This window comes from Hyphomicrobium sp. MC8b (assembly GCF_905067615.1).
Lineage (GTDB): Bacteria > Pseudomonadota > Alphaproteobacteria > Rhizobiales > Hyphomicrobiaceae > Hyphomicrobium_B.
The window spans coordinates 674,418-695,621 of sequence record NZ_LR898465.1; the positions used below are offsets into that span (position 1 = coordinate 674,418).

Sequence of the window (21,204 nt, forward strand, 5' to 3'; positions counted from 1 at the left end):
CGCTAACGGGAATGCGTAAAGGGGACTTCCTTTTGTCGTGATGGTCGGCGACTGATCGCGATGTCTGGCGGGCATTTTGAAAGTCCGCGGCAATGTGATCGCCGTCTTGTTCGTAGCTTTCCGAATATCCATGTTGCTGTGGACGCGATATTGGAGGCCGTCCCAATGCCAGATGAAGATGCAGCGTCCGTCATCTTTTTTGTCGCCAGCCTTTATGCGTTTGGGATCGTGCTTCTCTATGTTTTGGCACGTGCGTGGGAGCAGGCGCTTTCGACCCGTCCGGATGCGAAACGGGCGCCTGCCCATCGCCGCGACATCAATCGACCCAGAGGCTTTTGACGCCGCTCAGCGTCCGCGCGGTGATTGACGCGCCAGCGAAGTGGGAATTCGCCTATTCACGGCGCCTATCGGCCCGTGCCCTTTGCTCTTGGTTAATTCTTTCGGAATGGATGTTTTGCAATTGCGTATGCTTGATTGCAGCTTGCGCAGATCAGCTCATACTTTCGTGCAATATAGTTCGCGGAAAAATCGAATAACTGGCTCAATTTAAACATCGTTCTTCGATAAAACGGCAGTTGTTAACTCCTTACTCTCGATTATCTGATATATTCAGTATACCTCATGTCCTCCCCCCGGAATGAGGCTTGAAGCGTGGGCATCCGGCCATCCCCCTCATTCCCCCCGCCGGGTGCCCACCACCTTGCCTGTATGGCGCACGGGGAAATCACATACCTGCGCGCAGCGTGCGCATGATAAGTTGGTTCGATGTTTCATCGTGCTCGGCGAGCGATGGAGAGCGCCTCGGCGCCTGTCTCATCCAGCCTGCTACGCGCGGTTTTGGCGCCGCAGTATTCGGCGACGGATCGGTTACAGGACCATTGGTGCTCACATCGACTGAGTTGATCTGCTCGGACTCATCCATTGCCTTGGCCAGTGCGCCGACCGTCATCACGGGGGCGGTTGGGATCAGCAGCGTTTTGTCGGCTTTGGGCTCTGGCGCCTGCTTTTGCTCGGCAAGATAGGTTTCGACGCGCGAGGGGCGCGGATCGCGCGACGGAAGCAGGGCCAATTTGGTCATCGCTTCGCGGGCCAACGCTTCGCCGACGGTTACTGCTATCCAAGAGCTTCCGACGATCAGAGCTATATAAAATAGCGAGGTGTAGACGCGATTAGACATGGCACCAGTCTGAAGCTCGACTTCGGGTGCCCCCACACCAACCTAACAGACTACGCCCGGATTTCCCGGCCGTTCCCGTGGGCTGATAAAAATCATCTTAGCGGAATTTGCTCAGTTATCTTTGAATGTGACTAATGCCTGTCGCATCGCCGCGCGAATGGCATCGAGACCGTCGGTGAGTGCGGCCGGTCCGGGCTGCAAAATTAGTGACGATTTGATTTCAAAGACCAGATTGTTGACGACGGCAGGAATGGTTTCCCAGCCCGGCCGGCGGCGGATCGTCTCCGGGCGTACCTTCTTACCGCACCATGATGCGAGAATGACCTCGGGCGCTTGGGCAATCACCGTTTCGGCGGATACGATGCGGTCCTTGGCGGCCGCTTTGCGGCGCAGGTTGGAAAAGATGTCGTCGCCACCTGCGATTTCGATAAGTTCGGATACCCAGCCCAGACCGGCGATCTGCGGGTCGTCCCATTCCTCGAAATAGACGCGCGGACGATGCTTCTGTCCTGCTGTTTCGGCGCTGACGGCTTCTACCCGTTGTGCGAGCGAGGTGGCGAGGGCTTCGGCTTTGTCTCCGCAACCGATGAGTGTACCAAGCGTCCGGATCATCGCGAAGATCCCCGCGAGGTCGCGCTGATTGAAAATGTGCACCTCTTGCCCTGCTCGCGCGAGATCGGCCGCGATCTGGGCTTGAAGGTCTGAGAACGCAAGGATGAGGTCGGGTTCGAGCGCGAGTATCTTTGGGATATCGGCAGAGGTAAATGCCGAAACTCGGGGTTTTTCGCGGCGGACCTCCGGGGGGCGAACGGCATATCCTGATACGCCGACGATGCGGTCTTGCTCGCCGAGCAAATAGAGCGTTTCGACAGTCTCTTCGGTCAGGCATACAAGCCGGCGAGGAGGAAAAGTGCGCATGGGTTGCCCGAACGAATGCCATTGCTGGGTGTGCGGTCGGTTCCGTTTGGCCAGTCAGAGCGCGATGCTAACCGTCTTATGCGCACTGAGAAACCGGCGCCTCCGCCTGAACTAGACAACTCAAGAGTTGGCTTTGGCGAACAAGCGAATATTACTGGATGTTTATCAGAACAGTCTGGAACAAATCTGCGGGTCGATTGTTAAAGCTGCCGCAAAATCTGCTTGAGGCTCCAGTAAAACGTACGTGCGCGCATCGAACATGACCACCTCGTCCATTTGCGTGGGTTGAGGCATCATTGAGACGTGTGGCATCAACTGTTCATCGGGAATACATCCTGGTTCGTCAAAGGTTCTGGCCGTGTTTGCGGACAGCGGAAGGAAATGAAATATGGAAACGACCCTGAAGTCACTGCTCGTCGCCGTGTCGTTCTTGGCCCTTGCTCCGGCTGCTTATGCCGCTGAGAGCGCCGAGAACGGCGTCGAGCTGGCATTCATGCCGAGCGCGATGGACGTGACGCTGCTCAACGCGGGCGGAAAGTACGTGGCGGTTGATCTCAAGAAGATCGCCAAGGGCGAGAAGTGCCACATGGAGAAGGATTCGGTGATCATGAAAATCGGTCCGGGCGCCACGCCTGGAACGACGCTCGTTCGCTATGCAGCGCCGAACCTGTCGCACGGCGGTTGCCCGTTCATGACAGAATTCGAGCTTTCGAACGCCGACTATTCCGCAGCCCGGGCCGAATATAACGCCAAAGCCGAAGAGGCGTCGAAGAAGATCGACGATCTCAAGAAGCAGCTCGGCGATAAGTGGAATGAGCTGACGAAATCGGCCGAGCCTCAGAAGGATGCCGAACCGCCTAAGAACTAAGGTGAAAGGAGGGGCATGTGCAGTCGCTGCCTCCCCAATCGATTCTGGCGAAATTACTGGCCGGTCCCGTGGGGCCGGGCCGGCTTATTTGGATCGGTCTTCGACCTTCCCGCAAAGCGCCGATGCTCACTCCAGCATCGGCGCTTTTCGTTGCGGGTCAAGGGATCGAGGGTGATCGCTACAAGACGCAGCGGAACGGTCCGCGACAAGTGACGCTCATTGCCGCTGAGGATCTCGCCGCGATAGCGTCATTTATGGGTAGGGACGTTTCGCCGGAGCTGTTGCGGCGAAACCTCGTCACGAGCGGGCTCAATCTGAATGCCCTAAAGGAGCGGCGCATTCTGATGGGTGAGGTTGTCTTGGAGGTCAGTGGCGAGTGTGCGCCGTGCAGCCAGATGGAGGCGAACTTGGGGCCGGGAGGCTATAACGCCGTTCGCGGCCGCGGCGGACTCACGGCACGCATTATTACTGGTGGGGAAGTAAGCCTGGGGGATGCGATCGAACGTGTAGAGAATTGGCCGCCACCTGCCGCGACCTAACAGTCCCAGCCGCTCAATGACCGGTTCAGTCCCGGTTCAGTCGATTCCGATCGGCTTCTGTGGGCCTTGTGGGCGGGTCGATTTGATCAGGTAGCTTACGAGGGCGATGCCGACGATCGGCAGGAATGCGGTGGCCGCGATCTGCGGCAAAACGTTGAGCACCGCATAAAACGAGTAGGGCATAGTCGCGTCTCCGGAGCAGATGACAGGCGAACTCGGACGCCGTCATCTTGTTCCGCTTCGACTAAAAAATTGTGACTCCAATGGGGGCAAACGTTCCGATCGGGGAATATCTCTTGGCGGATGAGCCGGAAGGGGATTCGCTTGGCTCTCAGCGCGGCGAAGAGAAGGTTACTTCCGGGACGGAACCCGAACGATTGTATTGTTCCAGGTCAACGCATCTTGACCTAGCGCAGGCCAGCTAGTGGGCGGAGTCTTCGCTGTGGCTCATCCCAGCATGGGCTAAATCGCAGCGCCAACATTTATCAAAGGTTGTTCTCTTGCATCCCTCGAAACTGCTCCGCTCCGATATCGGTCCGGCCGCCGGTGTCGTCGTTCCGGCCGTTCTCCTGCGGGGGGCGCATGAGTGAGTCTCAAACTGAGCAGCCCCCGGCGGCCGGCGAGCAGAATTCGCGGAGCCATTGGTTGCGGACAAACCCGCTTGGTCCGGAAGCCAAAAAACTGGCAGCAAGGATCGGCCGCGATGCGCTAATCGTCATCGCCTTGATCGCGGCGGTCGGTGGCTATCTCGCCTGGAAGGAATTTTTCAGCTCGGCTTTGCCCCCCGGCATCGCCAGTGGCAACGGCCGCATCGAGGCTGTCGAAATCGATATCGCGAGCAAAATAGCTGGGCGAATCAAAGAGATATACGTCGACGAGGGCGACTTTGTGACGGCTGGGCAGGTCGTTGCGCGGATGGACACCGCTCAACTCGAAGCGCAACGGCGACAGGCCCAAGCGCAGTTCCACCGTGCGCAGATCGGGGTCGATACGGCGAAGAGTCTCGTCACCCAACGCAATGCGGAGAAAACGGCGGAGGTTGCAGTCGTCGCGCAGCGGGAGGCCGAACTCGATGCCGCCGAGAGTAAGTTCAAGCGCTCAGCAGAACTCGTCAAGACGAACGTCGTGTCACAGCAGACGCTCGACGACGATCGCGCTTCGAAGGAAGGCGCGGTTGCAGCAGTCGGGGCGGCAAAGGCTCAGCTTGCGGCCTCCGAGGCGGCAATCAGCTCGGCCGAGGCGCAGGTTGTTGACGCGCGTGCGGCCGTCGACGCCGCCAAGGCCGCTATCGACAGCATCACCGCTGACATCGACGACAGCACGTTGCGGGCGCCGAGAGACGGGCGGGTGCAGTATCGCGTCGCGCAGCTTGGCGAAGTGCTGTCGGCGGGGGGACGGGTGCTCAACATGGTCGACCTCAGCGACGTCTACATGACGTTCTTCCTGCCCACGGCGGAAGCCGGACAAGTGGCGCTGGGCGCGGAGGTCCGGCTGGTGCTCGATGCTGCACCTCAATACATCATCCCGGCAAAGGCAACGTTCGTTGCCGACGTGGCGCAGTTCACGCCGAAAAGCGTCGAAACGGAAGAAGAGCGGCTGAAGCTGATGTTCCGGATAAAGGCGCAGATACCCAAGGCGCTGCTTCAGAAGTACATCCGGCAAGTCAAGACTGGGCTGCCCGGCGTGGCGTACGTCAAGCTTGATCCCAACGCGCAATGGCCGGTGCTCGCAGGAAAGCTGGTGCAATGACGAGCGGCCCGGCCGAACCTGTTCCAGTCGTCGCCCGTCTTGAAAATGTCAGTCTAAGCTACGGAAAGACGCTGGCGCTCGACGCTATTACGCTCGATGTCCCTGCGGGGGTTATGGCTGGGCTGATCGGCCCGGACGGCGTCGGCAAGTCGAGCCTGCTGTCGCTCCTTTCCGGTGCGCGCAAGCTACAGAAGGGGCGCGTCACCGTCCTCGGCGGAGACATGCGGGACGCGGCCCATCGCCGACGAACCTGTCCGCAGATCGCATATATGCCCCAGGGGCTCGGCAGAAACCTTTATCCGACGCTGTCGGTCTTCGAGAACGTCGATTTTTTCGGTCGACTTTTTGGGCTCGACCAGCATGAGCGACAGGACCGGATTGCCGAGCTGCTAAAGAGCACAGGTCTTGCCTCCTTTGCCGACCGACCGGCCGGCAAGCTTTCCGGCGGCATGAAGCAAAAGCTCGGGCTTTGCTGCGCGCTGATCCACGATCCGGAATTGCTCATTCTCGATGAGCCGACCACTGGCGTCGATCCGCTCTCCCGCCGGCAGTTCTGGGAGTTGATCGACGGCATTCGTCTCGGCCGGACGGGCATGAGTGTTCTCGTCGCGACCGCCTACATGGAAGAGGCTGCGCGGTTCGACTGGCTGATTGCGATGAACGCAGGAAACGTGCTCGCAACGGGCGCGCCGAGCGATCTTCTGAAGAAGACCGGTGCGCCCAATCTCGATGCAGCCTTCATTGCCCTATTGCCGGAAGATCAACGCCGCGGACACGTCGATGTCGTCATTCCGCCGCGCACAGAAAACAATGACGATGAGGTCGCGATCGAGGCCGATCATTTAACGATGCGGTTCGGTGATTTCACCGCTGTCGATGATGTCAGCTTCCGAATTACCAAAGGAGAGATTTTCGGCTTTCTCGGCTCAAACGGTTGCGGCAAGACGACGACAATGAAAATGCTGACCGGTCTTCTGCCGGCCAGCGAAGGCACCGTGAAATTGTTCGGGCGAGAGGTCGATCCCAATGACATGGCCGTCCGACGTCGCGTTGGATACATGTCTCAGGCCTTTTCGCTTTATTCGGAACTGACCGTCGCACAGAACCTCGATCTGCATGCGCGGCTCTTTCATCTGGAGCCCGATCATATCGCGCCGCGCATTGCTGAAGTCGTGCGCCGCTTCGATCTTTCCGACGTCATGGACGCATTGCCTGATGCGCTTCCGCTCGGTATCCGCCAGCGCCTGTCGCTCGCCGTGGCGATGATACATTCCCCGGAATTGCTCATTCTCGATGAGCCGACGTCGGGCGTCGATCCGGTTGCGCGCGATCAGTTCTGGCAGATCCTAGCCGATCTCTCGCGCAAGGATAACGTGACGATCTTCGTTTCGACCCACTTCATGAATGAAGCGGAGCGTTGCGACCGCATTTCGTTGATGCATGCCGGCCGCGTTCTCGTCAGCGATACGCCGGCCGCGATCGTTGAGCAGCGCAAGGCATCGTCGCTCGAAGATGCCTTTATCGACTATCTGCAAGATGCGATCGGGAGCAAGGCAGGTAGCGACGTTGAAGCCGACCAGATCGCCACGTCACTTGCTGCTGAGCATCATGCGGCCTCCGCTCGACCGGAGAGCCCATTGAGCCAGAGCATCCGGCGGATGCTAGCCTATATGAGACGCGAGACGCTCGAACTGCGGCGCGACCCGCTTCGCGCCACGCTCGCGACGATCGGCAGCGTGCTTTTGATGTTCGTCATCGGTTACGGCATCAATCTCGACGTCGACAATCTGAGCTTCGCCGTTCTCGATCGCGACGACACGACAATCAGTCGTGATTACGCCATGCAGATTGCCGGATCTCGCTATTTCAATGAGAAATCGCCGGTCACCGATTATAAAGACCTCGATCGCCGCATGGGAGATGGCGAGTTGAGTCTCGTCCTCGAATTTCCTCCGGGGTTCGGACGTGATGTTGCACGCGGGCGAAACGTCGAGATCGGCGCCTGGATCGACGGCGCGATGCCGATGCGCGGCGATACCATCGCAAGCTACGTCCAGCAGATTCATACCGAGTGGCTGGCGCAGAAGGCGCGTGAACTTTATGGCGATTCATCAGCGCTCGGTGCTTTTCAGGTCGCGCTGCGCTATCGCTACAATCCGGATGTAGAAAGTCTCGTCGCGATGGCGCCGGCGGTTATTCCGCTGCTTCTCATGATGATCCCGGCGATGCTCACAGTTCTGAGCGTGGTGCGAGAGAAAGAGCTCGGGTCGATCATTAATTTTTACGTTACGCCGGTGACGCGCCTGGAGTTTCTGCTCGGCAAGCAAATTCCGTATGTAGCGCTCGCAATGCTCAACTTCGTTTTGCTGGCGGCGTTTGCGGTGTTCGTCTTTCGCGTGCCGTTTACGGGCAGCTTTCTGTCTTACACCTTCGGAGCGCTGCTCTATGTGATCGTGGCGACGTCCATGGGGCTGGTGGTGTCGTCATTCATGAGCAGCCAGATCGCGGCCATTTTCGGCACGACGCTGATAACGCTGATTCCGGCTGTCCAGTATTCAGGCTTGATTGACCCGGTGGCGTCGCTGCAGGGAGTCGGTGCTTATATCGGCAAGATCTACCCGGCGGCCTACTTCGTGACGATCTCGCGTGGGACGTTTTCGAAAGGGCTGGGCTTTGGCGATTTGGCCAACGACTATCTGGCGTTGCTGATTGCCATTCCCATCCTGTTCGGCCTAGGCGCGGCCTTCCTCAAAAAGCAGGCGACGTAAGATGCGCGTCGCGAACATCTGGCAGCTCGGGGTCAAGGAATTGCGCGGATTGATGCGCGATTCGACGATGCTGATCCTGATCGTCTATGCTTTCTCGGTTTCGATCTATTCGGCGTCGCGGGCGTTGCCGGATACGCTCAATCACGCGGCGATCGCAATCGTCGATGAGGATCAGTCGCCCGTATCGTCCCGTATCATCACTGCATTTTATCCGCCGTACTTCAGTGTGCCGCGGCTGATCACTCAGGAGCAAATGGACGAGCGTATGGATGCCGGCGCCGATACGTTTGCGCTCGATATTCCGCCCGAGTTCCAACGCGATCTACTTGCAGGCCGCTCGCCGACGATACAGCTCAACATCGATGCAACCCGCATGACGCAGGCCTTTACGGGTGGCGGTTATATCGAATCCATTCTCGCAGGTGAGATCATCGAGTTTCTCGATCGCTATCGCTCGAACGGTGATCTTCCCGTTCGATTGACGCTGCGTGCTCGATACAACCCAAATCTTAACAAGACTTGGTTCGGTGCGATAACGAACGTCATCATGTCGATTACGATGCTGTCGATCATTTTGACCGGCGCCGCTCTCATTCGAGAGCGGGAGCACGGTACGGTCGAGCATCTTCTCGTGATGCCCGTGACACCATTCGAGATCATGGTCAGTAAGATCTGGTCGATGGGCTTCGTCGTGCTGCTGGCGTCGAGCATGTCGCTGATTTTCGTCGTGCAGGGGTTGTTGCAGGTTCCGGTCAACGGCTCGGTGCCGTTGTTCCTCGTTGGCGCTGCCCTGGATATTTTCGCTATGACGGCCTTGGGCGTTTTTCTGGCGACGATGGCGGGGACGATGCCGCAATTCGGTATGCTGCTTATTCTTGTTCTTATCCCCTTGCAGGTTCTGTCAGGCGGCGTGACGCCTCGCGAGAGCATGCCGGCCATCATTCAGGATATCATGCTGGCCGCTCCGAACACGCACTTTATCATTCTTGCTCAGTCAGTGCTGTTTCGCGGCTCGGGATTTGACGTCGTCTGGCCGCAGTTCGCAGCGCTGCTTGGTATCGGCTGTGTGCTGTTTGCGCTCTCCATGTGGAGCTTCAGGCGCTTCCTGAGATAGCGGCCTCGCTATTCGCACGCGAGCCTGGCGGCTGCAAAATAAGCCGCTGAAAACTTTGGCATGAACTGTCAATTACTTCCCAGTCTGACCTGGATAGGTTTTTCCAGGCTGTCGGCTAGGAGCGCGCGCGGCGTTGGCTTGAGCCAGGGCACTATTCGTCAGTCCCATTCAGCGTGAGCTGTGCTCGGTTTCGCAAACGATGGAGTTTGAACGCATGCCGGAAGGTCGTCGCGTATCGCAACGTAAAAATTTCTCGGAAAATCGTGGCGGCTTGGTCCGACGTCTGTCGCGAACGCTCGGAGCAGTCACGGCGCTGTCACTTTTTGGCGCCTCTGTCGCGTCTGCCGATAGCCTAAACATGCTGGTTTGGGAGGGCTACGCCGACGCGAGTTTCGTCGAGCCTTTCAAAAAGGAAAGCGGCTGCGACGTCTCGGCTGTCTATGTCGGAACGAACGACGAAATTTTCGCCAAGCTGATGGCCGGCAGCGGCACTTATGATCTCGTGACGCCCTCCAACGACACGACGATGAAGCTGATTGATGCTGGATTGGTCGATCCGATCGATCCCGGCAAGATCTCAGCGGAGGCCGATTTCTTCCCGATGCTGAAATCGCCGCCGTGGCTGTCGAAAGATGGCAAGACGTACGGCGTTCCCTACGCCTGGGGTATCATTCGCATCGTCGTTGATGCCACTGCCGTATCGGAGCCGCCGACGAGCCTCGCATTTCTTTGGGACCCCAAGTATGCCGGCAAGTTCGCGATGTGGGATGATATCGAGACGCTCTATGAGGCTGCGCGCTATCTCGGGATCAAGAACGTCTACGACATGAATGACGAGGAGCTAGCGAAGGTCAAAGAAGCGCTTCTGAAGCTCAAGCCGAACATTCGCAAATATTGGACGACAGCGGGTGAGATGACAACCTTGCTCCAAGGCAAGGAAGTCATCGGCGGCAACGCATGGGAAGAAACGCTCGTTAAGCTGCGCGGCGGCGACCGCAAGCTCATCGACGTCGTTCCGAAGGAAGGACGGGGCGGCTGGAGCGATAGCTGGATGATTGCGAAGGGCGCTTCATCCAACGCCTGCGTCTACAAATGGCTGAATTACGTGTCGAGTGCGAAGGCGCAAGCTCTCGGACACGCCGTTACGGGATTTGGATATTCGAACGGCAAGATGGTCGATTTCCTTCCGGGCGATCAGAAGAAGTCCTTTGAAGAACTCGGCATGACGAATCCGGAGACGCTGAAGACCGTCAGCTGGTGGCAGCCGGTGAAACAGCGCGGGAAGTATCTGGAAATCTGGAACCAGGTCAAAGCCGCGCAATAACCACGACCCATTTTACTCTGTCCAAGCTGCGATCAAGAGGGTGCGCGAATGGCCGCTTACATAGATCTCATCGGTATTCGCAAGACGTATGGAACTTCGAACGTTGCAGCAGTCGATGGTGTGGACCTGTCGATCCAGAAGGGTGAGTTTATCACCCTTCTGGGCTCATCCGGATGCGGCAAGACAACGACGCTGCGCTGCATTGCGGGTTTCGAAATGCCGGACACGGGCACGATTCGCATCGATGGCGAAGACATAACATATTCGCAGCCGTCGGAACGCGACATGCGGATGGTGTTTCAGGATTTCGCTCTCTTTCCCAATCTTACGATTTCAGAAAACGTTGCCTTTGGTCTCCGCCTCAAAAAAATGCGAGGCCGTTACACCGAGGCGCAAATCCGTGCGCGGGTTGATGAATACTTGAGCCTCGTGCAGTTGGCCGATCACGGCAAGAAAATGCCGCATCAACTCTCCGGCGGGCAGAAGCAGCGCACGGCTCTGGCGCGCGCGCTCATCACCGATCCGGCGGTCGTTCTCTTCGACGAACCGCTTGCATCTCTTGACGCCAATCTGCGCAAGGCGATGCAGGTCGAGATCAAGCGGCTGCACCGGCAGTTCAACAAGACTTTCATTTACGTCACGCACGATCAGGAAGAAGCGATGGCGATGAGCGATCGCATCGTCGTCATGAATAAGGGGCGCATCGTCCAAAGCGGAAGTCCGCAAGAAGTTTATGCCCAGCCGAATTCCAAGTTTGTGGCGAACTTCATCGATCGGGCTAACGTTCTTACAGGCGTGGTCGATGCCGTCGATGGCCCGACGGCTAAGATCCGTTTGGCAGGCGGCGCAACGCTTTCGGCACCGGCCAACGCCGCGACCATCTCAGGCAAGACAGTCGGCGTGATGATCCGCGTCGACCGCGTTGCCATCGGTGAGGACGGATCTAACCAAAGAAATATTCTTCGCGGCACTGTGGCTGAGCGTCTCTTCCTCGGTGCGAAGAATGAGTATGTGATCGAGCTTGCGGACGGTGCCGGTCGGATAAGCGTGCATGATCGAACGACCGGCGCGCAGGCCAGCATCGGCGATGTCGTGCCGCTTTCCGTTCTACCGGATGATATTCGCGTGTTGGCAGCTTGATCCATGAATGACACTGCAGCTTCCGTCATGACGACTTCAAGCGCCATCTTGGAGACGGCCGCCGAGATCAGCCCAGGCGCGCTGAAGGCGAAAAAGATCGAACGCGCGCGCATGCTGTTCTGGCTTTTGCCTCCGGCGGCTTGGTTCTTCGTCTTTATGATCCTGCCCTACTGCATGCTGTTCTATTACAGTCTGGGATCGGTCGATTACGTCGTCTTCAAGCCGGGCTTTTCACTGGCGAATTTCGTCAGGGTTTTTACAACCGAGCCATATCTCAGCGTGATGCTCAAATCAGCGAAGATCGGCATCTATACAGCGGTGTTGTCGTCGATTGTTGCGTATCCGTTGGCGTTCTATTTGGCGTTTCATGCTTCGGAAGCGACCAAACGCTACGTCTATCTTCTGGTAATCGTGCCGTGGTGGGCGTCTTATCTCGTCAAGGCCTACGCCTGGAAAACCATTCTCGGAACAGGCGGTCTCATCAACGCCTCACTGCTCGGGCTCGGTATAATCGATCATCCGCTGACGTTGTTTCTCTATAACGAGTTCAGCGTGACGTTGACGCTCGCCTATATCTTCACGCCATTTGCAGTGCTTTCGATTTACGCTCAACTCGAACGCATCCCGACGTCCCTTATCGAAGTAGCGCTCGACCAGGGTGCGACGCGTATGGAGATCTTCCGCAAGATCGTTCTGCCGATCAGCATTCCGGGCATCATCGCAGGCGGCGTCATCACGTTCTCGTTGGGGTTTGGAGATTTCGTGGCGCCCGCGCTCGTCGGCGGCGCGGATTCCATCATGATATCCAATATCGTTATCAATCTGCTGGGTGCGGCCTACGACTGGCCGATGGCGGCGGCGATCGGTCTGGTCATTATCGCCCTGGGGCTTGGGCTGATTGCCTTAGCTCATCGCCTTGAGCACCAATTTCAGGTGCGCTTCTAGAACGGACGAGAGCAAATTGAATGCGCGCATTTGGAAACAAACCCCTTGTCGCAGGTCTGGCCGGAGCAGTGCTGCTGTTTCTCTATGCGCCGCTGCTCGTAATGGCATTCTTTTCATTCAATGCTAGCCAGTTTACCGGGCTTCCGTTCAAAGGCTTCACGCTCTCCTGGTATGAGAAGGTTCTCGAGAACGAAACGCTGATGCGGTCGATCGGCGCGTCCGTTTATGTCGGCATCGGAACGGTCATTCTGAGTATGCTCATCGGCCTGCCAGCGGCGATTGCGCTGGACCGCTACGAGTTTCCGGGGAAAGCCGCTTTCCGGCGGATCGTGATGCTGCCGATTGTGCTTCCCGGTGTCATTACCGGTGTTGCGCTTTTGAGTTTCTACATCACGATCGGGTTTCGGCTATCACTCAATACGATCATGCTCGGCCAAGGTACGGCTCTGACTTGCATCTATGTCACGGAAGTTTTTGCGCGTCTGCAGCAGCTCGGTCGGAGCCAGGAGGAGGCTGCCTTCAATCTTGGCGCTTCGCAGATCGAGACGTTCTTTAAAGTGACGTTGCCGAACCTGAAGTCCGCCATCTTCGGTACGATGCTGATCGTATTTTCGATCTCGTTCGACGAGATTGCGGTTACATACCTACTGACCGGCCGCGAAAATACTTTGCCGATGGCGCTTTGGTCTATCCTGCGCCGCGAGGCAACGCCCGAGATCAACGCCGTCGCGACATTAGTGATTGCATTTTCAATTGTTCTCATCGTGATCGGTGTCGTGGCTTCGCGCGGCAAAGGACTTGCGTCAGCGTCTAAGGCTTAGCGCTGTCTCATCCAATCAGTGACTTGTGGCGCTCGTCGGCGCCATGAAAGAAGCTCTTTCTCCCGAGGACGTTCGCGCGCGAACGGCGCCGTCCCGGTATTTGGCTGGTGTCGAGCCGGTGAAGCTTTTGAAGCTTCGTGAGAATGCGCTCGTTTCACTATAGCCAAGATCGAACGCGATCTCCGGAATGGTGCGATCGGTGAACGCCAGCATCGCCTTCGCGATTTCCGTTCGCACGGCGTTGCGAAGATCTGCATAATTCAGGCCAGCATCGGCGAGCTTTCGTTGAAAGCTTCTGACGCTCATGCCGAAGTCGCTGGCCGCGTCCTGGATGTCGATGCTCTTAACGCAGCATAGTCTGGCGTTGATCCATGCCTTGACGCTGTTGCTGAGATCGAGTTCAAGTTCTTGCGATCTTAGGCAGTCGGACAGCTCACTCTCCAAGCGGTGGTGCAGCATGCGATCATATGAGTGTATTGGGTGGCTCAGCTCCGAGAGGGGAAACAATATAGCGTTATAACGAGCGCCAAAACGTAGTGGGCAATGAAAATGCGCCTGATAACTGGCGAGATTTGCACCAGGAGAATGCTCGAACTCTAGGCATAGCGGCTCCCAGTCCTTGCCCAAAGTCGCGCGCAATACCGAGCACAAGACAGCCTCTGAGAAATTCGCATCCTGGACGCGATGCGAGACGGTTCTGTCGAAAATAGAATAGGTCAGGCGTGCAGTGTCGCCGCTGACGTTCAGCGCGCAGTGCGTTCCGCCCTGGAAGGTGGGAAAATACTCACAAAGCTTGGTGAGCCCTTCGCCGACGGTGCGGGCGGTGAGATATAACTGGGCGGCTGCTCCTAAGTCGTGAATATTGAAGAGTTTTCCCCACTTCATGCCAAGTGCGTGATCGTTCGTTTGAGTTGCCGCCATCTCCAGCATTGTTGTGAAGGCTGAGAGCGGAAGAAAAGGCGAGCGTCCAAACAACCCATCGTTTGCTATGCCAACGCGCGCGGAAATCGTCTCCGGGTCCATTCTCCGGCGATCGATCGTAGAGAGAACTCCGTTGATGATCGATGCCGCGATGACGCCCGATGAAGGCATGCAACTCTATCCCATAGTGTCGCCGTTGAGTGGGACAGCATCGCAAGAAGCGTACCACTTCGTTTGCGGCGACGTCAGATCACCTTTGAACGTGAAATCTCTGTGCGGAGGTGGTTTCCAGATGAGCGCAGCAAACGGTTTCTGAGCGGACAGATTCGCTTTTTGGCGCCAACTATCAATTACAGTCCGTATGGCGCTGGCTAGGGTCTTTCGAGAAAGGACGATTGCCCTGATAGGGCGTCGCCTCGGCTGCTGTTGAAGCAGCGTCGTTCGGCCAAAGTGCGTGACCAACCAGAGCGCATTGCAACACTCGGGAGCCTAATCATGTCAGAAAGCTGTTGCTCGACGGCCGTGCTGGAAAAGTCATCTTTGGTTCGGCATCCACTGGATCCGTTGTCGCCCGATGAGATCCGGAATGCCGGTGGGATCGTCAAGGCCGTGGCACCATACGGATCGAAGACGTGCTTCGAGTCGATCGGATTGGACGAGCCGACAAAGGATGAACTCAAGGCTTATGCCGAAGGTAAGCCAGTCGAGCGGCGTGCGGCAGTCAACGCCTCGAGCTCCGAGACGATCGGCGTTACAAAGTTTGTCGTTTCTCTCGATACAGGAAAGGTGTTGTTCCGCGAAGACTGCGCCGACAAACGGCCAATGATACAACTCGAACAGTTCTTGGCTATCGAGGACATTGTTCGCGGCAATGCGGAATTCATTGCTGCGTGTGCCAGGCGCGGCATCACCGACATGAGCAAAGTGTGTGTTGATCCGTGGTCGGCGGGGAGCTTCGATATTCCGGGGGAAGAAGGGCGCCATCTCTGCCATGTTTTTTGCTGGCTTCGGCTCCGGGAGTTCGAGAACTTCTACGCGCATCCTATAGAAGGCCTCAACGCTGTGGTGGACATCAACAGCGGTGAGGTCATTCGGATCGACGATTACGGCGTTACGCCGATCCCGATGGCAGAATACAACTATGAGCACCAGTTCTTCGACGAGTTCCAGCCGCCTGCAAAGCCGATCAATGTCGTCCAGCCGGAAGGCGTGAATTTCAAAATCGAGGGAAGTCGTCTGACGTGGCGTAATTGGGCGCTCAATATCGGGTTCAATACGCGCGAGTCGCTGACGCTGCACGATATCAGCTTCAACGGGCGACCTATCCTTCGGCGCGCATCTATCGTCGAGATGACTGTGCCCTATGGTTCGCCGGACGCCGGGCACTTCCGTAAGCACGTATTCGATATCGGTGAATACGGAATTGGTAAGCTTGCGAACTCTCTGGAACTCGGTTGCGATTGCCTGGGCGTCATCAAGTATCTCGACGCGCATCTCAATACGCGCGATGGCGAGCCGTGGACGATTAAAAAGGCGATCTGCATTCACGAAGAAGATTCAGGCTTGCTCTGGAAGCATACCGATTTCCGCACGGAACGGTTTGAAATTCGCCGCGGCGCTAAGCTCGTCATTTCGTCGATCTGCACGGTCGGCAACTATGAGTATGCGCTGTACTGGTATTTCTTCCTCGACGGCAAGATCGAATTCGAACTCAAGGCGACCGGCATTATCAACACGACGGCCTGCATTCCCGGCCAGCCGGGAAAATACGGGCGCGAAGTTGCGCCTGGCGTCGTCGGGCAGATCCATCAGCACATCCTCTGCGCGCGGCTTGAGATGTGCGTCGATGGCGACAAGAACAGCTTTGTCGAGTGCAATACCTATGCCGAGCAGGAAGACGGAGAGAACCCCTACGGCAACGCCTTCTACGAAGAGGAGACCCTCATCAAGACGGAGGGCGAGGCCGCACGGACCGCAAATCTCGGTACGCAGCGCTATTGGAAGGTTATCAATCCAAACAAATTCAATCGTGCTGGAACGCCGGTCGGATACAAGCTCGATGCCCCGGATTGCCTGACGTCGTTCGTTGCGCCGAATTCGTTTTCGGGCAAGCGCGCGTCCTTCACGCAAAACCACGTCTGGGTTTCGGCATACGATCCGACCGAGCGTTTCCCTGCTGGCGAATTCATGAATCATTCGGACGGATCAGGAGATATCAAGTCTTTCGTTGCGAAGAACCGCCCGATCGAGAACACGGATATCGTGCTCTGGCACACGTTCGGGTTGCACCATTCGGTTCGGCCAGAAGACTTTCCCGTACAGCCGTGCATTTCGGCTGGATTCAAATTGATGCCGTCAGGATTCTTTGACGGAAATCCGGCGATCAATTTGCCACCCGTCGTTAACGCTGCGAGTTGCTACGCCGACACCGGAAAATAGCTGCGTTGGAGGTCCAGTCCGTTTTGGGACGAGGAGGTTGACAGATGGAAGGCACAGCTTTGTTGGCCGGCGGGTTCGTCGTGGGGCTCGCGGGAAGTCTTCACTGCTCGTGCGTTTGCGGTGGCATTGCGTCGTCACTGCTGTTGGCGACGGCGCCCAGCTCTTCCGCGCAGAGATTGCAGTTGCGCGCACTTGCCAGCATTCAAGCCGGGCGCGCGCTGACGTATGTGCTCGGCGGAGCGGTGGTCGCCTCGGTCGGTTCATCATTTGCGAGTTTGATGCATCTTGCCGGATTACAGGCAGCTGCGCGTATCATGTCCGCCGCGCTCCTCGTTGCAGTAGGGCTGTCGATTGCCGGCATTCTGCCGCGATACGGTCTTTTTAAGGCGGTCTCCGCTGTCCATGAGCGCATTCGTCGGCGGCTACCTGCACGGATGACGAAAGGTTTGCCGGTGGTGTCCGGCATGGTCTGGGGATTTGCACCGTGCGGCATGGTCTACAAGGCTTTGATGATGGCAATGGTCAGTGGATCAGGGACCGATGGCGCGTTGTTCATGGGCGGTTTCGCAATTGCGACGATGCCGGCGGTCAGCCTCGCTGCGTATGGATCGGCGCGGGCCGTAGGTGGTGCGACTATGCTCTCTTGGCCGCGTCTCAGAACGGCAGCGGGGACGATTGTTGCGATACTCGGCTTGGCGAGCGCCGTCATTCCGTCAGAAGCTCTGACAAGTCTTTGCTTGCCGGGTTAGGCAGTCGGAACGCTTCGTGTCTCTTCAGGCTCTGCGCTCGGGCCAAAGGCAAGGTTTCGAGGCGAGACGCCTATTATCGGCTGTGCTTTTTATCAGGTGAAAGTTCAGCGCCGAGGCGTTTCAGGGCGTCCGACATATCCAGTTTGTCGAGCATGATTTCGATGACGGCGGGGCCATCGTTGCTGCTTCTCGCCTGGCTCAATGCCGCCTCAAGTTCTTCCTCGGTTTCGACGCGACGCCCCCAGCCGCCACCGAAGACATCCGGCAGCTTGTGATAGTCCCACTGCTGAATATCGTTATATGGGCCTTCGTGAATGACGCGCTCGGTGGTGTAGCCGTCATTGTTCATGATCAGCAGCACGGCTGGAATGTTGCGTCGGCAGAGCGACGATAATTCCTGCACCGTCATTTGCAGCGCGCCGTCGCCGATGAGAGCGAGAACGCGGCGGTTCGGGGCAGCGATCGATGCACCGAGGACGGCAGGAAGGGCGTAGCCGATCGACAGGTAGAACGCCTGCCCTATAAAGCCAACATCATGATGCATGACGAGGTCGGCAGCGGCGAATAGGCTGTCCCCGGTCTCGGCAACGACGATGGTGTCGTCGCAGATATAATCGTTGACGCGGCTCATGACCTTGTCGACCGTGAGTTTGGCTCCGCGGCGCGCAATCGATGGCTTGGCCTCACGTTTGGCTACGCTTTCGAATGGGGGATGGGGCAACCCCTGGGCCGGCATGCGATCCGCGAGGCCGGTCACCACGTCGCCGATCCATACTTGCTCGTAGACGTGTTGGCTGATCTTCAGGCGACCGGAATTTGCGAGGATCAATTGGCGGCCTTCGAGCTTGCCGGTAAACACGCCGAAATTGATGTCGCTGATCCACGCGCCGATGCAGAGCAGGACGTCACTGGCTTCGACGATTGCCCGAACACCCTTTCGCGACATGGCGCCTTCGTAAACTCCAATTGCCTGCGGGTGAAGTTCCGAGATGACGGTCTTGCCGAGGAGGGTCGTTGCAACCGGCAGCTTGCTCCTTTCGACGAGACGCATGAATTGTTGCATCAGACCGTAGCGATGCAGCTCAACGCCACCGAGAATGACCGGCCGCTTCGCCGACGCGAGCAGGGCCATGACCTCGTCCAGGGCTTCGTTCAATGAGTCTGGATCTGACACGGGTGGTCCGGACGGCGTCTGCCGTTTCGAGGGCTCGCAGGGCTGATCAACGATATCGACGGGAATTTCGATCATGATCGGGCGCTTCTCAGAGAGACAGCGGGCAAGCGCACGGTCGATGAGTTGGGGCGCGTCTCCAGCATCGTCGAGCAGAACGGACGCAACTGTGATGTGTGCATAGGCATGCTGCATTGTCGAAAATTCGCCCACGCCGTGATGAAGCAGCATTGAGGAGCGGCGCTGATTTGTGCGCGGTCCGCCGACCAAGACCACGAGCGGAACCTGTTCCGCATAAGCGCCCGCGACGGCATTCATGGCGCTGAAGCCGCCGACGCCCCATGTCACGACGATACAACCGATGCCGCGGATGCGAGCATAAGCATCGGCGGCATAGCCCGCATTAAGTTCATTACAGGTTCCGATCAGGTCGACGCCAGATGCGATCAAGCGATCCATGAACGTCAAGACATAATCGCCGGGAACGCCAAAGGCATGCTCAAGGCCAGCCTGTTTGAGTCGCTCGATCAGGTAGTCGGCGACCGTTGTCGATTTTTCCGGCATTCCTTCCCCGCCTTTAAGACATGGCATCCAACTAAATTAGCCCTGCACAGGCACGTCGTCAGTGATAGATTCGGGGGTGTGAGTGGCCAAACCGCAATTTTTAGGATTATGGCTATGATTGTTCAAAGTATCCTCAAAGCAAAAAAGAATGCGCATGTTCTGACCGTTCGGCCGGACGACACGATCCTTAAGCTCGTACAGATGCTGCGGGCCGAGGGGGTTGGCGCAATGGTCGTCAGCAGAGATGGCCAAGCGTTGGACGGGATCATTTCTGAGCGCGATGTGGTGCGCGCCTTGGCGACCAACGAAAACAGGCTTCTGGCTTTACCTATATCAGCTCTCATGACGCACGAAATCGTTACGTGTTCTCCCGGCGATACGATCGCGCACGTGACGCATCTGATGACGGAACGGCGTGTCCGACATCTTCCAGTGGTCGAGAATAATCATCTCGTCGGCATCATCAGTATCGGCGACGTTCTGAAACACCGCGTTGACGAAGTGCAGTTCGAGGCAGCGGTTCTTCGCGATATCGCGCTTGCGGGCCGCTAGCTCGGACAGCTATCGCGCGTTTTTGCGGTGAGTGGCCGCGGCGCATTTCCGGCGCAGCCACGTCATGTTTTGCGCCCATCGAATAAGGGACATTCATCTTTCAAATAACAGCGATAAGAAGCGCATGACCAACATCACAGAAAAGACGTCGCCGCCGTTGTCATATGCAAAGTCTTCATTTCCAAACCCCTGGGCAACGTATCTTGCCCAGGTCGATCGCGTAACGCCCTATCTCAAGAGTTTGGCTCGTTGGGTGGAAACGCTCAAACATCCCAAGCGGACGATGATTGTCGACGTGCCTATCGAAATGGACGATGGCATCGTCCGTCATTTCGAAGGTTTTCGCGTGCAGCACAATCTTTCGCGCGGACCTGGCAAAGGCGGCCTTCGGTTTCATCCTCAGGTTACGCTGGAAGAGACAATGGCACTCGCTGCCTGGATGACGATCAAGACGGCCGCGATGGATCTGCCATTTGGAGGGGCAAAGGGCGGTATTCGCGTCGATCCGTTTGCGCTGTCGGACAACGAGCTGGAAAAGATTACGCGGCGCTATACCAGCGAAATCAGCATCATTATCGGCCCGCAAAAAGATATTCCGGCGCCAGATGTCAATACCAATGCCCAGGTTATGGCATGGATCATGGACACCTACTCGATGCAGGTCGGGTTTACAGCGTCAGGTGTCGTAACAGGAAAGCCATTGCATCTTGGCGGTTCGCTGGGGCGCGTCAAGGCAACGGGACGCGGTGTCTTCGTTACTGGACGCGAAGCGGCATCGCGTATGGGCTTGAGCCTCGAAGGTGCGCGGGTCTGCGTGCAGGGTTTCGGCAACGTCGGTTCGTCCGCGGCGGAGCTTTTCGTTCTCAATGGTGCAAAGGTGGTCGCGCTACAGGATCAGTGGGGCACCGTTATCGATGAAGCGGGGATCGACGTTCCCGCGCTGATGATGAGCGCGCCGTCGAGAAAAGGGATTGGCGGATCGCCGGACCTTAACGATGCATTCTGGAACACGCCTTGCGATATTCTGATTTTAGCGGCCCTGGAATCGCAATTGACGGCCGAGCGCGCGCGCCGGACGACGGCAAAGCTTGTGCTTGAGGGCGCCAACGGACCGACCCTGCCTGATGCCGACGATGTTCTTGCCGACCGCAATATTCTTGTGGTGCCGGATGTCATCTGTAACGCCGGCGGCGTGACGGTGAGCTACTTTGAATGGGTGCAGGATTTTTCGAGCTTTTTCTGGAGCGAGAACGAAATCAATTCGCGACTCGATACGCTTATGGTTGAAGCTTTCCGCAAGATATGGGCATGCGCGGATTTCAATAAGGTTTCGCTACGAACGGCCGCTTATATCGTGGCTTGTGAGCGAATCCTGGCTGCTCGAGAGGCGCGGGGGTTATATCCATAATAGCGGTGGTAGGAGATTGACGGGGGCGCGAAATATC

At 57.4% G+C, this 21,204-nt stretch carries 19 protein-coding genes; 14 read left to right on the top strand and 5 right to left on the bottom strand.

The features are described from left to right. Window positions 1-165 precede the first annotated feature (165 nt). Window positions 166-339, top strand: a complete 174-nt coding sequence (locus ACLB1Z_RS03205; RefSeq protein WP_409562008.1) for a hypothetical protein — start codon at window positions 166-168, stop codon at window positions 337-339. 385 nt (window positions 340-724) lie between these two features. On the opposite strand, the gene ACLB1Z_RS03210 is transcribed toward ACLB1Z_RS03205, so the two are convergent. Together ACLB1Z_RS03210 and ACLB1Z_RS03215 are read right to left on the bottom strand one after the other, a co-directional pair. After that, window positions 725-1,177, bottom strand: coding sequence for a hypothetical protein (locus ACLB1Z_RS03210; protein WP_409562009.1), 453 nt, complete (start codon window positions 1,175-1,177; stop codon window positions 725-727). A gap of 111 nt (window positions 1,178-1,288) precedes the next feature. After that, on the bottom strand, window positions 1,289-2,095 hold the full coding sequence (locus ACLB1Z_RS03215) for a cobalamin-binding protein (RefSeq protein ID WP_409562010.1): 807 nt from the start codon (window positions 2,093-2,095) through the stop codon (window positions 1,289-1,291). A gap of 388 nt (window positions 2,096-2,483) precedes the next feature. Between ACLB1Z_RS03215 and ACLB1Z_RS03220 the strand changes: the two genes are divergently transcribed. Beyond that, window positions 2,484-2,963: a hypothetical protein gene (locus tag ACLB1Z_RS03220; RefSeq protein WP_409562011.1), complete on the top strand. Its 480-nt coding sequence runs from the start codon at window positions 2,484-2,486 to the stop codon at window positions 2,961-2,963. A 122-nt stretch (window positions 2,964-3,085) separates the two neighbouring features. Next, the gene (locus ACLB1Z_RS03225; protein ID WP_409562012.1) at window positions 3,086-3,502 is read left to right on the top strand and encodes an MOSC domain-containing protein; all 417 of its coding nucleotides are present in this window, start codon (window positions 3,086-3,088) and stop codon (window positions 3,500-3,502) included. A 36-nt stretch (window positions 3,503-3,538) separates the two neighbouring features. Here the strand turns inward: ACLB1Z_RS03225 and ACLB1Z_RS03230 are convergent, their stop codons facing one another. Continuing rightward, on the bottom strand, window positions 3,539-3,685 hold the full coding sequence (locus ACLB1Z_RS03230) for a hypothetical protein (RefSeq protein ID WP_013946049.1): 147 nt from the start codon (window positions 3,683-3,685) through the stop codon (window positions 3,539-3,541). Between the two features lie 399 nt (window positions 3,686-4,084). On the opposite strand from ACLB1Z_RS03230, the gene ACLB1Z_RS03235 reads away from it, so the two are divergent. The 7 genes from ACLB1Z_RS03235 to ACLB1Z_RS03265 all read left to right on the top strand — a co-directional run bounded on the left by ACLB1Z_RS03235 (window position 4,085) and on the right by ACLB1Z_RS03265 (window position 13,363). Further along, window positions 4,085-5,251, top strand: coding sequence for an HlyD family secretion protein (locus tag ACLB1Z_RS03235; protein WP_409562013.1), 1,167 nt, complete (start codon window positions 4,085-4,087; stop codon window positions 5,249-5,251). Beyond that, window positions 5,248-8,019, top strand: a complete 2,772-nt coding sequence (gene rbbA, locus ACLB1Z_RS03240) for a ribosome-associated ATPase/putative transporter RbbA (RefSeq protein ID WP_409562014.1) — start codon at window positions 5,248-5,250, stop codon at window positions 8,017-8,019. Before ACLB1Z_RS03235 ends, rbbA begins: the two co-directional genes overlap by 4 nt. Window position 8,020: 1 nt before the next feature. Then, window positions 8,021-9,133, top strand: coding sequence for an ABC transporter permease (locus tag ACLB1Z_RS03245; protein WP_409562015.1), 1,113 nt, complete (start codon window positions 8,021-8,023; stop codon window positions 9,131-9,133). Window positions 9,134-9,347: 214 nt separating this feature from the next. Further along, window positions 9,348-10,457 carry an ABC transporter substrate-binding protein gene (locus ACLB1Z_RS03250; protein WP_409562016.1) on the top strand — a complete coding sequence of 370 codons (1,110 nt, stop codon included), beginning with the start codon at window positions 9,348-9,350 and terminating at the stop codon, window positions 10,455-10,457. A gap of 48 nt (window positions 10,458-10,505) precedes the next feature. Next, window positions 10,506-11,597 (top strand): ABC transporter ATP-binding protein, encoded by a 1,092-nt coding sequence (locus ACLB1Z_RS03255; protein ID WP_409562017.1) that lies wholly within the window; start codon window positions 10,506-10,508, stop codon window positions 11,595-11,597. Window positions 11,598-11,600: 3 nt separating this feature from the next. Continuing rightward, a complete protein-coding gene (locus ACLB1Z_RS03260) occupies window positions 11,601-12,542 on the top strand; it encodes an ABC transporter permease (protein WP_409562018.1) in 942 nt (313 codons plus the stop codon). Between the two features lie 20 nt (window positions 12,543-12,562). After that, window positions 12,563-13,363 carry an ABC transporter permease gene (locus tag ACLB1Z_RS03265; RefSeq protein ID WP_409562019.1) on the top strand — a complete coding sequence of 267 codons (801 nt, stop codon included), beginning with the start codon at window positions 12,563-12,565 and terminating at the stop codon, window positions 13,361-13,363. 15 nt (window positions 13,364-13,378) lie between these two features. On the opposite strand, the gene ACLB1Z_RS03270 is transcribed toward ACLB1Z_RS03265, so the two are convergent. Then, on the bottom strand, window positions 13,379-14,455 hold the full coding sequence (locus ACLB1Z_RS03270; RefSeq protein WP_409562020.1) for an AraC family transcriptional regulator ligand-binding domain-containing protein: 1,077 nt from the start codon (window positions 14,453-14,455) through the stop codon (window positions 13,379-13,381). A 324-nt stretch (window positions 14,456-14,779) separates the two neighbouring features. Between ACLB1Z_RS03270 and ACLB1Z_RS03275 the strand changes: the two genes are divergently transcribed. Continuing rightward, the gene (locus tag ACLB1Z_RS03275) at window positions 14,780-16,723 is read left to right on the top strand and encodes a primary-amine oxidase (protein WP_409562021.1); all 1,944 of its coding nucleotides are present in this window, start codon (window positions 14,780-14,782) and stop codon (window positions 16,721-16,723) included. Between the two features lie 44 nt (window positions 16,724-16,767). Then, on the top strand, window positions 16,768-17,472 hold the full coding sequence (locus ACLB1Z_RS03280) for a sulfite exporter TauE/SafE family protein (protein WP_409562022.1): 705 nt from the start codon (window positions 16,768-16,770) through the stop codon (window positions 17,470-17,472). Between the two features lie 73 nt (window positions 17,473-17,545). On the opposite strand, the gene ACLB1Z_RS03285 is transcribed toward ACLB1Z_RS03280, so the two are convergent. Next, window positions 17,546-19,207 carry an alpha-keto acid decarboxylase family protein gene (locus ACLB1Z_RS03285; protein WP_409562023.1) on the bottom strand — a complete coding sequence of 554 codons (1,662 nt, stop codon included), beginning with the start codon at window positions 19,205-19,207 and terminating at the stop codon, window positions 17,546-17,548. A gap of 114 nt (window positions 19,208-19,321) precedes the next feature. On the opposite strand from ACLB1Z_RS03285, the gene ACLB1Z_RS03290 reads away from it, so the two are divergent. Together ACLB1Z_RS03290 and ACLB1Z_RS03295 are read left to right on the top strand one after the other, a co-directional pair. Continuing rightward, complete coding sequence (locus ACLB1Z_RS03290) at window positions 19,322-19,759, top strand: CBS domain-containing protein (RefSeq protein ID WP_409562024.1); 438 nt, start codon at window positions 19,322-19,324, stop codon at window positions 19,757-19,759. Between the two features lie 124 nt (window positions 19,760-19,883). Beyond that, window positions 19,884-21,167, top strand: a complete 1,284-nt coding sequence (locus ACLB1Z_RS03295; RefSeq protein ID WP_409562025.1) for a Glu/Leu/Phe/Val family dehydrogenase — start codon at window positions 19,884-19,886, stop codon at window positions 21,165-21,167. The last annotated feature ends 37 nt before the right edge of the window (window positions 21,168-21,204 follow it).